Source organism: Sulfuricurvum kujiense DSM 16994 (assembly GCF_000183725.1).
In the GTDB taxonomy this organism is placed as follows: Bacteria; Campylobacterota; Campylobacteria; order Campylobacterales; family Sulfurimonadaceae; genus Sulfuricurvum; species Sulfuricurvum kujiense.
Window position 1 is genome coordinate 1,253,241 of the sequence record NC_014762.1, and the last position, 13,397, is coordinate 1,266,637.

Annotated in this window: 16 protein-coding genes; 7 read left to right on the top strand and 9 right to left on the bottom strand. The window is 46.0% G+C overall.

The features are described from left to right. Positions 1 to 47: 47 nt before the first annotated feature. The 5 genes from SULKU_RS06270 to SULKU_RS06290 are packed head-to-tail and all read left to right on the top strand — an operon-like array spanning position 48 to position 6,685. Positions 48 to 1,205 (top strand): HlyD family secretion protein, encoded by a 1,158-nt coding sequence (locus SULKU_RS06270; RefSeq protein ID WP_013460102.1) that lies wholly within the window; start codon positions 48 to 50, stop codon positions 1,203 to 1,205. A 14-nt stretch (positions 1,206 to 1,219) separates the two neighbouring features. Then, the gene (locus tag SULKU_RS06275) at positions 1,220 to 2,836 is read left to right on the top strand and encodes an ATP-binding cassette domain-containing protein (protein WP_013460103.1); all 1,617 of its coding nucleotides are present in this window, start codon (positions 1,220 to 1,222) and stop codon (positions 2,834 to 2,836) included. Next, positions 2,833 to 3,945, top strand: a complete 1,113-nt coding sequence (locus tag SULKU_RS06280) for an ABC transporter permease (RefSeq protein ID WP_013460104.1) — start codon at positions 2,833 to 2,835, stop codon at positions 3,943 to 3,945. The genes SULKU_RS06275 and SULKU_RS06280 overlap by 4 nt, the downstream gene beginning before the upstream one ends. Then, the gene (locus tag SULKU_RS06285; RefSeq protein ID WP_013460105.1) at positions 3,942 to 5,024 is read left to right on the top strand and encodes an ABC transporter permease; all 1,083 of its coding nucleotides are present in this window, start codon (positions 3,942 to 3,944) and stop codon (positions 5,022 to 5,024) included. The genes SULKU_RS06280 and SULKU_RS06285 overlap by 4 nt, the downstream gene beginning before the upstream one ends. Positions 5,025 to 5,083: 59 nt before the next feature. Next, positions 5,084 to 6,685: a cation:proton antiporter gene (locus SULKU_RS06290; protein ID WP_013460106.1), complete on the top strand. Its 1,602-nt coding sequence runs from the start codon at positions 5,084 to 5,086 to the stop codon at positions 6,683 to 6,685. Between the two features lie 11 nt (positions 6,686 to 6,696). Here the strand turns inward: SULKU_RS06290 and SULKU_RS06295 are convergent, their stop codons facing one another. The 8 genes from SULKU_RS06295 to SULKU_RS06330 are packed head-to-tail and all read right to left on the bottom strand — an operon-like array spanning position 6,697 to position 10,783. After that, the gene (locus tag SULKU_RS06295; RefSeq protein ID WP_013460107.1) at positions 6,697 to 7,863 is read right to left on the bottom strand and encodes an MFS transporter; all 1,167 of its coding nucleotides are present in this window, start codon (positions 7,861 to 7,863) and stop codon (positions 6,697 to 6,699) included. Positions 7,864 to 7,872: 9 nt separating this feature from the next. Then, a complete protein-coding gene (locus SULKU_RS06300) occupies positions 7,873 to 8,184 on the bottom strand; it encodes a DUF190 domain-containing protein (protein WP_013460108.1) in 312 nt (103 codons plus the stop codon). Then, positions 8,181 to 8,573: a fluoride efflux transporter CrcB gene (gene crcB, locus SULKU_RS06305; protein WP_013460109.1), complete on the bottom strand. Its 393-nt coding sequence runs from the start codon at positions 8,571 to 8,573 to the stop codon at positions 8,181 to 8,183. Before crcB ends, SULKU_RS06300 begins: the two co-directional genes overlap by 4 nt. A gap of 42 nt (positions 8,574 to 8,615) precedes the next feature. Beyond that, entirely contained in the window at positions 8,616 to 8,846 is a 231-nt protein-coding gene (locus SULKU_RS06310) for a thioredoxin family protein (protein WP_013460110.1), read from the bottom strand. After that, positions 8,843 to 9,103, bottom strand: a complete 261-nt coding sequence (locus tag SULKU_RS06315) for a hypothetical protein (protein ID WP_013460111.1) — start codon at positions 9,101 to 9,103, stop codon at positions 8,843 to 8,845. Before SULKU_RS06315 ends, SULKU_RS06310 begins: the two co-directional genes overlap by 4 nt. 8 nt (positions 9,104 to 9,111) lie before the next feature. Beyond that, positions 9,112 to 10,056 (bottom strand): permease, encoded by a 945-nt coding sequence (locus tag SULKU_RS06320; protein WP_013460112.1) that lies wholly within the window; start codon positions 10,054 to 10,056, stop codon positions 9,112 to 9,114. A 2-nt stretch (positions 10,057 to 10,058) separates the two neighbouring features. After that, positions 10,059 to 10,463, bottom strand: a complete 405-nt coding sequence (locus tag SULKU_RS06325) for an arsenate reductase ArsC (protein WP_013460113.1) — start codon at positions 10,461 to 10,463, stop codon at positions 10,059 to 10,061. Beyond that, positions 10,460 to 10,783: an ArsR/SmtB family transcription factor gene (locus SULKU_RS06330; protein ID WP_013460114.1), complete on the bottom strand. Its 324-nt coding sequence runs from the start codon at positions 10,781 to 10,783 to the stop codon at positions 10,460 to 10,462. The genes SULKU_RS06325 and SULKU_RS06330 overlap by 4 nt, the downstream gene beginning before the upstream one ends. 110 nt (positions 10,784 to 10,893) lie before the next feature. On the opposite strand from SULKU_RS06330, the gene SULKU_RS06335 reads away from it, so the two are divergent. Both SULKU_RS06335 and SULKU_RS06340 read left to right on the top strand, forming a co-directional pair. Next, complete coding sequence (locus SULKU_RS06335) at positions 10,894 to 11,331, top strand: arsenate reductase ArsC (RefSeq protein ID WP_013460115.1); 438 nt, start codon at positions 10,894 to 10,896, stop codon at positions 11,329 to 11,331. Then, positions 11,328 to 12,581 carry an arsenic transporter gene (locus tag SULKU_RS06340; protein ID WP_013460116.1) on the top strand — a complete coding sequence of 418 codons (1,254 nt, stop codon included), beginning with the start codon at positions 11,328 to 11,330 and terminating at the stop codon, positions 12,579 to 12,581. The genes SULKU_RS06335 and SULKU_RS06340 overlap by 4 nt, the downstream gene beginning before the upstream one ends. Here SULKU_RS06340 and SULKU_RS06345 read toward each other — a convergent pair. Then, the gene (locus SULKU_RS06345) at positions 12,578 to 13,396 is read right to left on the bottom strand and encodes a hypothetical protein (protein ID WP_013460117.1); all 819 of its coding nucleotides are present in this window, start codon (positions 13,394 to 13,396) and stop codon (positions 12,578 to 12,580) included. The genes SULKU_RS06340 and SULKU_RS06345 overlap by 4 nt on opposite strands. Position 13,397 lies beyond the last annotated feature (1 nt).

Consider the following 13,397-nt stretch of genomic DNA (forward strand, 5'->3'; position numbering starts at 1 on the left):
TACTACGGCAAGAAATTGTAAACAGATGAGATTGAAGAGAGGAAGATATGATTGAGATTGCTAAAAAATATTGGCTCGGAGTAGCTGTAGCAGCCCTTTTTTCTATTGCTGCGGTATTGATCTATCTCAAACTTCACACGAAAGAACTGCCTGATAACCTGGTACAGGGGAGTGGTCGGATTGACGGCGATTTGATTAACGTGAATGCCAAATACCCCGGACGGATTGCGAGTATGGAAGTGTCCGAGGGGGAAGCGATTTCCATAGGCTCTGTGATCGCTGTGATTGATAGTGCGGAGCAAAAAGCTCAGAAAGCCCAAATCGATGCGCAGATCGAAGCGCAAAAACAACAGCTCGCCGCCCGAAAAATCGAACTTTCAATAGCCCAAAAAAGCATTCCGCAAACGCTTGTCAAAGCCAAAGCGAACAGCTCGATCAAAAAAGCGCAGCTGGACGAACTGGATAAAATGATCAATACCCAAAAGAATCTCGTAACTCAGGATCAGCGTGACAATGAGCGTTTGAACAATCTTTTTAATAATCGGCTGATCGAAAAACATCAGCTTGAAATGTCTGTGCTAAAACTTCGAAGCGATCAAGATCAGCTCTCCTCGCTGATGGATAAGCGTGAACAATTGAAAAAGGCAATTGACATAACGCAAAGCGACCAGATCGAAGCATCTGCTGCACAGCAAAAAACGGATGCCCTGCGCGAGGGGATTAATGCAACAGAATCGGGAATCAAAGCGTTGATCGCTTCGCAGACACAGGCCAATGCCGTTCTTTCCGAAATGGTGCTGCGTTCGCCCGTTGAGGGCTTCGTCATGGAAAAGATCGCCAATAACGGTGAAGTCGTAGGTGCCGGGATGGCGGTCGCGACCCTCATCGATCCCAAAAGCCTTTATCTGAAAATATTCGTCGATACCCTCAAAAACGGAAAAATAAAAATCGGTGATTCGGCTGTGATCTTTTTGGATGCCGCACCGGAACATCCGATAGCGGCTAAAGTGGTCCGTATAGAGCAAAAAGCGGAGTTTACCCCCAAAGAGGTGAGCGTTGCGAGTGACCGTATCCAGCGTGTTTTTGCCGTTCATCTTCAGCCGCTGAAAGTTGATCCGCTTTTGAAACTGGGTATCCCTGCAGTTGGAGTAATATCGTTGGATAACAAAGGGCTGCCTACGAGTTTGCATGCCGTCCCTGAGTAAAGCGGATAGAGAGTATGGAAACGCTGAAGATTGATCGTGTCAGTGTCGCGCACAACAATCGTTTAGCGATCAAAGAGGTCTCTTTGAGTGTCAAAGAGGGTGAAATAATCGGGTTTATCGGTGCTGACGGTGCCGGTAAAAGTTCTTTGATGCACGCTATAGCGGGGGTTATCCGATTCGAAGGGGAAATATCGTTTCAAGGGGTCTCATACCGTTCTCCCGCGGAAGCCGAAAAATTAAAATCGATCATCGGTCTGATGCCTCAGGGGATCGGATTGGTGCTTTATGATCTGCTCACGGTGGAAGAACATCTGAGATTTTTTTCGAATATACGGGATATCAGAGAGGATGAGAAGTTTTCTCAATATAAACAACGGCTTTTAAAGATGGCGGGATTGGATCGGTTCGTCGACCGGAGAGCCGGAAATCTAAGCGGCGGTATGATGCAAAAACTCTCTTTGATCTGTACGCTGCTTCACCGTCCGAAACTGCTCATTTTGGATGAACCGACAACGGGAGTCGATCCGCTCAGCCGGATAGAACTGTGGGAAATACTCGATCAGATACGCAAAGAAGAGGGGACGATCGTACTGGTAAGTACCGCCTATATGCAAGAGGCGGCGCGGATGGATCGTGTCTTGTTGTTTGATAACGGCGAGATCATCGCTCAGGGCCATGCAAACGAGCTGATCGAATCGGTACGTGATATGGCGTATACATTGACTTCCGCAAGCGATCTCCTCTCGATGAGTACCCTCGATACGACCTATTCGCTGGAGCCGCTGGATGCGGAGCATAAAGAACCGACGCTTGAAGCGCTTTTTTTCGTCAATGCACTGCAAAAAAATCGGCTTCTCCCTTTGATTGAAATTACCCCCAGAGACGGTAATAACGGTTTTTCTTCGGTTGTGATGGAAGCGATCGGATTGACGAAGAAATTCGGAGATTTCATAGCCAATGACCGTGTAGACATCCGGCTATGCCGTGGCGAAATTTTGGGATTGCTCGGTGCCAACGGAGCCGGGAAAACGACATTTATCAAAATGTTGTTGGGATTGCTGCCGATGGACGGCGGAGAATTGAATCTGCTGGGCAAACGGATTGAAACGACGTGGGATCGGCAGACGCTCAAAAGCTCGATCGGCTATGTCTCTCAGCATTTTGCCCTTTATAACGATATGACGGTGAGAGAAAACCTCCTCTATTTTGCATCGATGCACCAAATACCGATGGATATAGCGCTTAGACGAATAGCCCGTTATGCCGATGAACTCGGATTTGAGGGGTATTTGCATGCGATCCCTACCGAACTCCCCTTGGGGATTAATCAGCGGTTTTCACTGGCCGCGGCGCTGCTGCACGAACCGGTGATTCTCTTTTTGGATGAGCCGACGTCAGGTGTCGATGCGATAGCCCGTGCACAGTTCTGGCAGCTGCTGGTAGCCTTGAAAGAGAAATGGAAGATAGCGATTTTGATTACGACCCACTACATGAGCGAAGCGGAGTTTTGCGATCGGATCGTATTGATGAGAGACGGGAGTAAAGTGGCCGATGAAACGATCAGTGACTTTTATCAAATGCATCCGAATGCCCAAACGTTTGAAGATATATTTTTGGAGTATTACCGATGAAAGCAAGGGTACTCAAAGCGTATATCCAAAAAGAACTGAGCGAAATGCTCCGTTCCCGGTTGATCATCATGGTATTTTTATTGCCGACGATGCTGATGCTGCTGTTCGGATACGGAATACGAATGGAGGTGAAGCACGCGAGGCTGATTATTATCGATAACGATCAGTGCCGGCTGTCGCGTTTGCTGGTGAGCAAATTCGAGCACTCCAAATATTTTAATACGATCACCACCGTAAAAGATGAAGCTCAGGCGCTGAGACGTATTAAACAGGCCGAGAGCGACGCGATTATCAGTATTCCCGCATCGTTTGAAAAACGGCTTCTAAAAGGTCAATCGACACAGATCGGTGTTTTTGTCGATGCGGCATTTCCGAGCCGCGGTTCGACGATCGAAAGCTATGTGCAGGGGGTTATTCTCAATGCCGCTGCAGGTTTGGTTCCTGCGGTCTCGAAAGGCTCGATCGAGATCAATCAGCGAACCATGTTCAATCAGGCGATGCGAGATGAAGATGCGATCGTCCCGGGGCTCATCGGGCTGGTTTTGCTCGTTGCTCCGGCCATTATTGCCGCATTGCTTATCGTGAAAGAAAAAGAGAGGGGGACTATTTTTAATTTTTACGCATCGCCACTTTCGAAAGTGGAGTTTGTGGCGGCAAAACTGGTTCCGGTGTTTTTGCTCCATTCGCTCAATATCTTCATCCTCTTTTTATGGGCGATGTATCTTTTTGAGGTTCCGTTTCGGGGGAGCTTTTGGCTCTATTGGGGAGCATCGGAGATTTACATTCTCGTGAGCATATCGATCGGCATTTTGATTTCCGTCATTACCCGTACCCAAATCGTTGCCGTGGTGTTGACCGTTATGGTAACGATTATCCCGGGCTTTATGTATTCGGGGATAATAATGCCGATCTCTTCGATGGTCGGTATGTCGCGCTATGAGGCCCATATTTTTCCCGTCATGTACTACAACCATATTCTGTATGATGTTTTTTTGGTAGGGGAAGGGCTTTCATCCGTGAAAACACAGGCATATTTAGTTATTTTGGCATTGTACGGAACCGTATTGCTTGGCTTGGGAACCCTATGGCTTAAAAAGGAGCTTAAATGAGCCGAATCTTTTGGTCTATCGTGGGGAAAGAGCTGATCGCCTTTATGCGCTCATGGCAGCTTGTCGTAGTCGTGCTGTATATGTTTATTTTTGAAGTATACATCGCCGGAAGCGGTATCGAGATCAATCCCCGAAATGTTGCGGTGGGATATGTCGACGCCACGGGGGGAGGGTTGAGCCAAAAAATCCTTACCCGTCTCCACGGCCCCGAATTTCTCCCACCGCGCCGTTTTAACTCTCAGCAGGAACTGAGCCGTGCGATATTTGATAAAGAGATTATCGTCGGGCTTATTTTTGATGATGATTTTGAGAAAAAATGGCGTCAAAACAAAAGAACGCAGCTTGACGTGCTGATGGATGCGACGGCCGCGTCACAGGCCTATACGACCCTGAACTATCTTCAGCACATCGTGTTGGATATCTCAAAGCCTGATATTCCCGTCGATATCGTTACCCACAAGCTTTTTAACGAGAATGCCGATAATCATACCTTTATGGCGCTGACGGAACTGCTCTCCATTACGACAATGCTCTCCATCATATTGACCGCCGTCGTATTTGTGCGGGAAAAAGAGCAGGGGACCTGGGACCTGATGCTTTTGATGCCGGTCAATCCCAAGATTATTATTCTCGCAAAATCGTTTTCACAGATAATCATTGTCATGGCGGGGATCGTCATCTCGTTGGGATTTGTCGTACTGGGGACATTTAATGTGCCCGTCAACGGATCGCTGTGGGCTTTTTTGTTTTTGAGTTTTTTCTTTGTCTTTGCCAGTGCCGGCATAGGGCTGTTTATTGCGGCGATTGCCCGTGACGTGATGCAGGTAGCACAGCTCTCTATCGTCGTGATGATGCCGTTAATCTTTTTAAGCGGTGCGTGGACCCCGATATATGCCATGCATCCGGCGATGCAATACCTATCCTACATATCGCCGCTGCGCTACTATATCGAGGGAAGCGAGAGCATTTTTTACCGCGGAACGGAGTGGATTGACCTGTGGCCTTATTTTATGGGTGTTATAGCGGTCGGAGGGGTAATGTACCTGATCGGATTTCGAAAAATCGGACGGCTCTTTTAAGAAACACTTGATTAAGGCTTTTGCGTTACAATTATCCAAAAGAAAAAGTGGGAGAGCGTGTGCTGGCCATTATCGTAACGACACTACTGCTCTCTTTGCTTATCAATATTTTTCTTCGAAAAATTTATTTGCCCACAATCATAGGATACATATTAACGGGGACGCTTATCGCATACCTGTTTAATCTGCATGAAGCGATTCATAATCACGAGCTCAAAGAAATAGCCGAATTCGGTGTTGTGTTTCTGATGTTTACGATCGGATTGGAATTTTCACTCGCCCATTTGAAGCGCATGAAACATGAGGTCTTCATCACCGGCACACTCCAAATATTTCTGACCTCATCGATTGTTTTCTTTGTCACCTATTACGCATTAGGGTTTGAGCAAAAATCGTCGATTATCATATCGATCGTCATCGCCCTCTCATCAACGGCTATCGTTCTCAAATTATTGAATGAAAGCGGTGAGATAAATCGCAGACACGGACAAAGAGCAATGGGTATTTTGATAATGCAGGATATTGCGGTTATCCCTATTTTGCTTATTATCGGTTTTATGAGCGGCAGTACGGATGATATATCTTCGGCATTGCGCAATATGCTGGTCAGTGCCGTAGCCCTATTGGCATTTTTATGGATATTCGGAAAATATATACTGGAGCCATTTTTAACCCAGATTTTTAAAACGAATTCCGATGAGCTATTTGTCGGAAGCGTTTTGTTCTTGGCGATAGGGGCATCGTATGTTGCCCATTTTTTCGGATTTTCGTATTCATTGGGGGCGTTTGTCGCGGGGATGCTGATCGCCGAAACAAAATACAAACATCAGGCCGAAGCTGATCTGATACCCTTTAGAGACCTGCTGCTGGGAATCTTTTTCATCACGGTAGGGATGCAAATAGATTTTTTTATTCTGATTGCCCGGATACATATTATCTTAGCGCTTTTGCTGGGTGTAATGGTGCTGAAATTTATCATCATTTTCGGCTTGATTAGGGTTAATGAAAGCAAAAGAGTCAGTTTGAAAACGGCTTTCAGTCTTGTACAGATCGGTGAGTTTTCTCTGGCAATCTTGGAATTGGCACGTTCAAATGAACTTATTGCCCAGCCCTACGGTCAAATAATGATCGCGACGATCGTTTTATCCATGATCATTACTCCGCTGATTTTGAAACATCTGACACCACTGACCGATATGCTGCAGAAACAAGAAGACGAGCAAATCGAACATCTTATAGATTCGGATGGCTTCAAAAACCATACGGTGATTCTCGGTTTCGGAGAATTCGGGCGAAATGTCGCCGCGGCTTTGAAAGAAAAGGGCGAATTCTATTTAGCCATCGAAAATAACATCAATACCTTTCATGCGATACAGAAAATGGGAGAGCCGGCTATTTTTGGAAATACGCTCAAAAAAGAGGTATTAAAAAAAGCCAATATACAGATGGCGAAGTACGTTATCGTGGCTATCGACAATCCGGCAAAGCTTTATCATGTCTGCCAAACGATACAGCAGTTTGTGGATAGCTCAAAAATCATCGTCAAAGTTCATACGCAGCACGAAAAAAATATTATTGCCGAACTCGGTATCAGTAATATTATTATTGAAAATGACGTGATGAGCCAGATGGTTTCACGGTTGATTATGAAAAGCGAATAAAGAAAAAGAGTTTACGCTTTCAATCGGTTTCGCATGAGAAACAGGGCAATCGATAGGATAATCGCCGCGATCGATGCAATCCAGAAGACGACGCTGCTTCCGATATGATCCCATAGCCATCCCGCACATACCAAAGAGATGAGGGTCGAGAATCCGACTGCCGTATAATAGATGCCGTATGCGGTGGCTTTTAGCTCAAGCGGCGCGGTATCGGAGATGACGGCTTTTGCCAGCGCATTGAACCCCCCGGCAAAAAAACCGTAGATCGCAAATGCGATCCATACCCCGTAGATACTTTCGGCAGCGATGGATAATGCTCCCAGCCCGAAAGCCAGATAAACGACGCTTAAAAGTGCCGGTTTTCCGAAACGGTCTGAGAGTTTTCCGATGGGGATGGCGAACGCCGACTGGGTCAGATTATAGAGGGCGTAGGCCAGAGGAATCATCGCTAATGCCAAGCCGTTGTTTTCGGCTTTGAGAAGCATGAACGAATAGTTCATCGCAAAAAGGCTAAACAGGCTCTGAAAACCGACCAGCCAGTAAAACGGCTTTGAAAGCGATTCGGGTCTGAAACGGCGCTCGGCTGAGGGTTTAAACGGGGTATCGGTGACAAGAAAGATAAGAATTGCCATCGAGATGAGACCGGGAATGAGACTGAGGGCAAAGACGGTACGAAACGACTCTTCGCTATTTCCCCAAAACCAGAGAACACAAAATGCGCTCAACGAACCCGCCAGTGCCCCCGCACCGTCCATCATTTTATGAAATCCGAAAACAAAACCGCTGATCTCTTTGGGTGTGGATGCGCTGATAAGAGCGTCACGGGGGGCGACACGGATCCCTTTTGAAAGACGGTCTCCGATACGGATCGTGGCGATCATGGTTGCACTTTGGGCGAAAAAAGCGAGGGGTTTGATGAGATTGGAGAGTCCGTATCCGAGAACGACGATCCCTTTTCGTTTTCCCAGACGGTCGGAATAAAAGCCTGAGAGGGCGATCAGCATGGCGACACCGAATTCAGCGGCACCTTCGATCAGACCGATTTCACTTTTAGTCGCGTGTAAAAAACGCTCCAAAAAAATAGGGAGAAGGGGGAGAATCATCTCGGTTGAAAAATCGGTAAAAAAGCTGTTAGCTCCTAACGCGATGATATTTCGGTTTAGCGATAAGAGCTTCATTAAAAGGGATTAGATCGTTCCGTATTCGATGGCGGTTTTGGTATAAAAAAGATTGGGTTTTTCCGTTTCCAAAAAGGTGAAAAGACGATCGCATGCTTCCGCATCGGCAATCATGATGATCTCAAGCGGCTGATCGGTCAGCTCGAAAAATGAGGCAGAATGCCATTTTCCGTCATGTCCGAGCCCTTTGGAAGCATTCGTCACGGTTACGCCGCTGATACCGGCTTTCTGAGCGATCTCTTCGAGCCAATCAGCGATACTCGCACCGTTATGACGGCGGCTTCGAAGGGTATAAAAAGTGAGTTGAAATCCTGTTTTCATAGTGTCCCCTTATTTTGAAGATAGAGCATGCTGGCGATCCCTAAAAAGGTCATGATCAGCGATCCGCCGACGTGTAAAATGACTCCCGTCGCGGCATGGGTTAATCGCCCCTCTTGAATAGCGGTGACGATTTCGGCGCTGAAGGTGCTAAAGGTGGTCAATCCCCCTAAAAATCCGGTGATGATAAAGAGCTTCCATTCAGGCGAAAGCGAGGTATTGGTTGCAAAAAAAGCGATAGCGATACCGATCAGATAGCCGCCTAAAATATTGGCACTGAGCGTTCCGAGCGGAACGGCGGGATAGAGCGAATTGAATTTAAGTCCTAAAAACCATCGCAGCAGCGCACCGATTCCTGCACCTGATACGATAGCGGCTATGGAATAGATCATTTATGAACCTGATAGGGATAATTTAGTTGTCACAATTATAGCTTATCCTAGAAATGCTGATATTTCCTCTACACTTAAAACGCGTCCCGTCGATTTGACGATACCGTCAATGACCAGACCGGGTGTACTCATGACGCCGTAGCCCATGATTTTTTGGAGATCAGAGACTTTTTCGATTTGGACGAATTTGCCGCTTTGTGCAACCGCCTGTTTTACTTTCATCTCCAGTTCGTTGCATTTGGCACATCCGGTGCCGAGTATTTCAATCTTCATTGTTTTTCTCCTAGTAAACATTTCTGCATCATCGGTGCAAGGGTTTGAGCGTCAACATCGCCCGTGATGGTTATTGTAGCAAAACCGTCTTGACCTGTGACATCAATCGATTTGATTTTTTGCATCATGTCAGGATCACAGCTGCAGGCACATTCACCGTTCTTGCATAACTCGATCTTTGCATTGAGTTCATCTGTTTTAAATCCTGAAAGAATAGCTTTGACTCCGTCTTTTTGGTTGCTGATATTAATATTCATATTAAATCCTATAAAATGGTGTTAAAGATAAAGCCGATACCCATTATACCCGCTCCGATGATGGCAAAAAAGAGGGCAATCAAGCGGATATGGAGAATCTGTTTGAGGATGATCGCCTCAGGGAGGCTCAGGGCGGTGACCGCCATCATAAACGACAGTGCCGAGCCTAACAGCATCCCTTTTTGGGTCAGCACTTCGACCAGCGGCATCACCCCCGCCGCGGAGGCGTACATCGGTATCCCCATCAATACGGCGACGGGCACGGTATACCATGCATCTCCGCCGGCATACGTTGCGATAAATTCGGCAGGGACATAGCCGTGAAACCACGCCCCCACACCGACCCCGACCATTACCCACAGATAGATTTTGGCGAATATGTCGCGCGTATTGCTCCATGCCTCGTTCACCCGTTCTTTAAACGGCGGTTTATAGGTCGGCAGCTCGATATCGCCCGAGAGTGGCGGCACCGTGATCAGAACGTATTTCTCGACGTTGAAACGACCGATGATCCATCCACCCAAAATGGCGATAAAGAGACCGAATCCGATGTAGATAGCGGTAATTTTCCACCCGAAGAGGCTAAAGAGCATGGCGATCGCGATTTCGTTGTTCAGCGGGGCGCTGATGAGGAAACTGAACGTCACGCCGATGGGGATACGCGCCTGCAAAAATCCCAGAAAGAGGGGGATTGCCGAGCAGGTACAAAACGGGGTGATGATCCCAAAGAGGGCGGCGAGGATATTGCCGGTAAACTCGCGTTTGCCCGCCAGATAGGCACGTACTTTCTCGGTGTTGAACCAGGTACGCAAAAACGAAACGGCAAAGATGATGGAGAGGAGTAAAAACCAGATTTTGATCGTATCGTAGAGAAAAAAGTGCAAAGCATCACCCAACCGTCCGGAAAACCCGAGCCAATCGAGGACGATTTTGCCGCTGAATTCCTGCCACATGATCAGTCACACAACTCGGATTTGACGATAGGAAGCAACTCTTTTTCTATCAGATCGAGTGTTTTTGCGTACTCTTCAACCGCCTTACCACTCGGGTCTTCGAAAGCGACATGGATCGTTTTGACCGCTTTGGGGAACATCGGGCAGGTTTCATGGGCATGGTCGCAGACGGTGACAACGAGATCGAACGGAGTATCGATCACGGTATCGATCACTTTGGAGTGGTACACATCTTTCCAATACCCTTTTTCTTCCAGCAGAGACTGAGCGTTCGGATTGACTTTGCCGCTTGCTTTGACGCCCGAGCTTTGCGCATACACGCAATCGCCCATTTTAGCATTGATCAGCGCTTCGGCCATGATTGAGCGGCAGCTGTTGCCGGTGCAGAGGATAAGAACATTTTTCATAGGGTACAACCTTCGTTTTGGGATAATTTTTTCAAGGGAGGCAAATCGAGATTTAGACAGCGGATTTCCGCTAACGCTTCGCTGCGGAAACGATCCAGCGGAGAACGGATAGAATAATAGGCCCACGTGCCGCACCGATCCACCCGTAAAAAGCCGCCGTCTTTCAGGATTTTGAGATGACGGGAGAGGCGTGATTGGATCATCCCGAAACTCTCCTGCATATCACAGACGCACAGTGCTCCGTGCGTATCCAAAAAAGCGAGGAGCTTCACGCGTGTTTCATCGTTTAGCGCCGATACGGTTTCTAAGAAGATATCCATTGTCACCTCCATTTTACAGCATTGTAACATAAATGAAATCATATATCAAGATATATTGATTTAATATCTGCTTTTAGCTATAGTGTTGTCATTAAAATAAAAGGTATACCATGTTGAAAGTATTATTCGTCTGTGTTCATAACAGTGCTCGAAGTCAAATGGCAGAAGCTTTTTTCAATCAATATGCGGCAAATACCGATTGTGCCGAAAGTGCAGGGATAGAACCCGGTAAACTCAATTCCTATGTTGTTCAGGCAATGAGCGAAAAAGGAATAGATATATCAGCTAATGAAACGAAAGGTGTATTTAATCTTTACAAAGAGGGGCGAACCTACAGTCACGTTATTACGGTTTGTGATGCGGAAGCGGCGCAGCGCTGCCCAATATTTCCCGGAATAAGCCGGATCATTATGTGGAGTTTTCCCGATCCTTCAACATTTACCGGAAGCGATGAGGAGATCATGCAGCAGGTTCGTGCTGTCCGTGATACAATCGAAGAAAAAGTAAAGGCATTTATTGCCAATCCGCTTGATGAGAATGTCTTATGATTTTAGCTGTTTCTCTTTTTTTAGTGACGCTCGTTTTTGTCATATGGCAGCCGCGCGGACTGCAAATCGGTACTACGGCTGTTATCGGAGCTGTTGCAGCCGTGGTGTTGGGGGTTGTCAGTATTACCGATGTCTGGACGGTCACTTCCATCGTATGGGATGCGACGCTGGCGTTTATCGGGATTATTTTACTCTCGATGGTACTCGATGAGATCGGGTTTTTCGAGTGGGCGGCGCTCAAGATGGCGCGCCTATCCGGCGGAAACGGTCATCTGATGTTCGTCTATATCCTCATCCTCGGCGCACTCGTATCGGCACTGTTTGCCAACGACGGCGCAGCACTGATCCTAACCCCGATCGTACTCGCCAAAATGAAGCACCTCAAAATGAACCCGATCGCGGTTTTCGCCTTTTTGATGGCGGGGGGATTTATCGGCGACAGCGCTTCCAATCCGCTCGTAATCTCGAACCTGACCAATATCGTGACGGCGGGGTATTTTGGGATCGGGTTTTGGGAGTATGCCAAAACGATGTTCTTGCCGAATCTCCTCAGTATCGTCGCCTCTATTGCGGTATTATGGATTTATTTTCGCAAAGATATTCCCACTTTCATCGATATCACACAGTTGGCTACACCCGAATCCGCGATCAAAAATATGACGATGTTTCGGCTGAGCTGGTGGTTTTTGGCTCTGCTGATGGCGGGGTATTTCATCGGGGATGCGTATCATCTCCCCGTGTCGGTATTTGCCCTCGGCGGTGCACTCGTCTTTTTAGCTATTGCAACCTATTTTAAAGCTACGAAGCCGATTATGACGATCAAGGCTGCCCCGTGGCAGGTGGTGTGGTTCAGTATCGGCCTCTACGTCGTCGTCTACGGTCTTAAAAACGGGGGATTGACCACCTATCTCGCTGGGGTGATCACCGAGTTGCAAAGCATGGGGAATGTCTATGCCGTGATAGGAACGGGCTTCCTCTCCGCCATCCTCAGTTCGGTCATGAATAATATGCCGACCATTATGGTGATGGATATCGCGATCGCCGAAGCGGGAAATCAAGCACTGGCATATGCCAATATCCTCGGCTGTAACCTCGGACCGAAAATGACCCCGATCGGATCGCTCGCGACACTATTGTGGCTTCACGTTTTGGCGCAAAAAGGGGTCAAGATCGGTTGGGGCGAATACATGAAAGTGGGATTGGTGATTACCCCGCCGGTATTATTGGTAGCGTTGGTAGGACTCATTTAATATTTTTCAAATATATTGATCTGATCTAAGTTTATCAATTCATCTGTTAAAAGATTGATTGCTTTATTCGCATCCAAGTGAATATTTTTAGTAAAAAGATTGGATATGTCTTGATATATTTTTAATTTTACTAACTCCTGAATACTTGATTGATGAAGTTTAGTATGATTATTGTTTTTTTCTTCATTGTAAAGATATATTAATAGAAATAAAAATGATATTTTCAAGCCGTCATAAATATCTTTTTTTAATATGATGATTTCATCAGTTAAATTAATAATATTTGCATTAATTCGAGTATATTCATATATATTATCATAAAGTTGGATGTACTTTTCAATACTTTTAATTTTTTCAAGTTTTTGATACATACTTATATTATTTTGGCATGCGTTTATGAAAACATAAATATCATTATTAACGAGTGCTTGATTTGCAATTGTTTTTTCTAATGCAGTTAATTTTGAAATTTTTCGATCAAATTGATTTTGAATAGATTGAATTTCGAGTTCTTTCATTTGCTGGGAATAAAGTTTGTTTTGTTCTTTGAACTGCTCCGTTTGATTTTCAAATTCTTCTCTTTGGAGCTTGAATTCTCGGCTCTGAATAAAAATTCCGTATGCAAGCCATATAAAAGCTAAGATACTAAAATGTCCTGATGTGAAGTCACCAAAGACTCCTTTCTTTTCAAGTGTCAGATTGTGATCCATATAAAAATTTGTATTGATACCTTCTGGCGTAATTGAACCGCCAAAAAGAAAAAAGAAGTAATGTATAAGTACGAATACGGTTAAAATAATAATGCTAATTTTCATT

Coding starts and splice junctions, on each gene's coding strand:
- SULKU_RS06270 (WP_013460102.1), top strand. CDS start 48: ATGATTGAGATTGCTAAAAAATATTGGCTCGGAGTAGCTGTAGCAGCC.
- SULKU_RS06275 (WP_013460103.1), top strand. CDS start 1,220: ATGGAAACGCTGAAGATTGATCGTGTCAGTGTCGCGCACAACAATCGT.
- SULKU_RS06280 (WP_013460104.1), top strand. CDS start 2,833: ATGAAAGCAAGGGTACTCAAAGCGTATATCCAAAAAGAACTGAGCGAA.
- SULKU_RS06285 (WP_013460105.1), top strand. CDS start 3,942: ATGAGCCGAATCTTTTGGTCTATCGTGGGGAAAGAGCTGATCGCCTTT.
- SULKU_RS06295 (WP_013460107.1), bottom strand. CDS start 7,863: ATGAAGCTCTTATCGCTAAACCGAAATATCATCGCGTTAGGAGCTAAC.
- SULKU_RS06300 (WP_013460108.1), bottom strand. CDS start 8,184: ATGAAAACAGGATTTCAACTCACTTTTTATACCCTTCGAAGCCGCCGT.
- crcB (WP_013460109.1), bottom strand. CDS start 8,573: ATGATCTATTCCATAGCCGCTATCGTATCAGGTGCAGGAATCGGTGCG.
- SULKU_RS06310 (WP_013460110.1), bottom strand. CDS start 8,846: ATGAAGATTGAAATACTCGGCACCGGATGTGCCAAATGCAACGAACTG.
- SULKU_RS06315 (WP_013460111.1), bottom strand. CDS start 9,103: ATGAATATTAATATCAGCAACCAAAAAGACGGAGTCAAAGCTATTCTT.
- SULKU_RS06320 (WP_013460112.1), bottom strand. CDS start 10,056: ATGTGGCAGGAATTCAGCGGCAAAATCGTCCTCGATTGGCTCGGGTTT.
- SULKU_RS06325 (WP_013460113.1), bottom strand. CDS start 10,463: ATGAAAAATGTTCTTATCCTCTGCACCGGCAACAGCTGCCGCTCAATC.
- SULKU_RS06330 (WP_013460114.1), bottom strand. CDS start 10,783: ATGGATATCTTCTTAGAAACCGTATCGGCGCTAAACGATGAAACACGC.
- SULKU_RS06335 (WP_013460115.1), top strand. CDS start 10,894: ATGTTGAAAGTATTATTCGTCTGTGTTCATAACAGTGCTCGAAGTCAA.
- SULKU_RS06340 (WP_013460116.1), top strand. CDS start 11,328: ATGATTTTAGCTGTTTCTCTTTTTTTAGTGACGCTCGTTTTTGTCATA.
- SULKU_RS06345 (WP_013460117.1), bottom strand. CDS start 13,396: ATGAAAATTAGCATTATTATTTTAACCGTATTCGTACTTATACATTAC.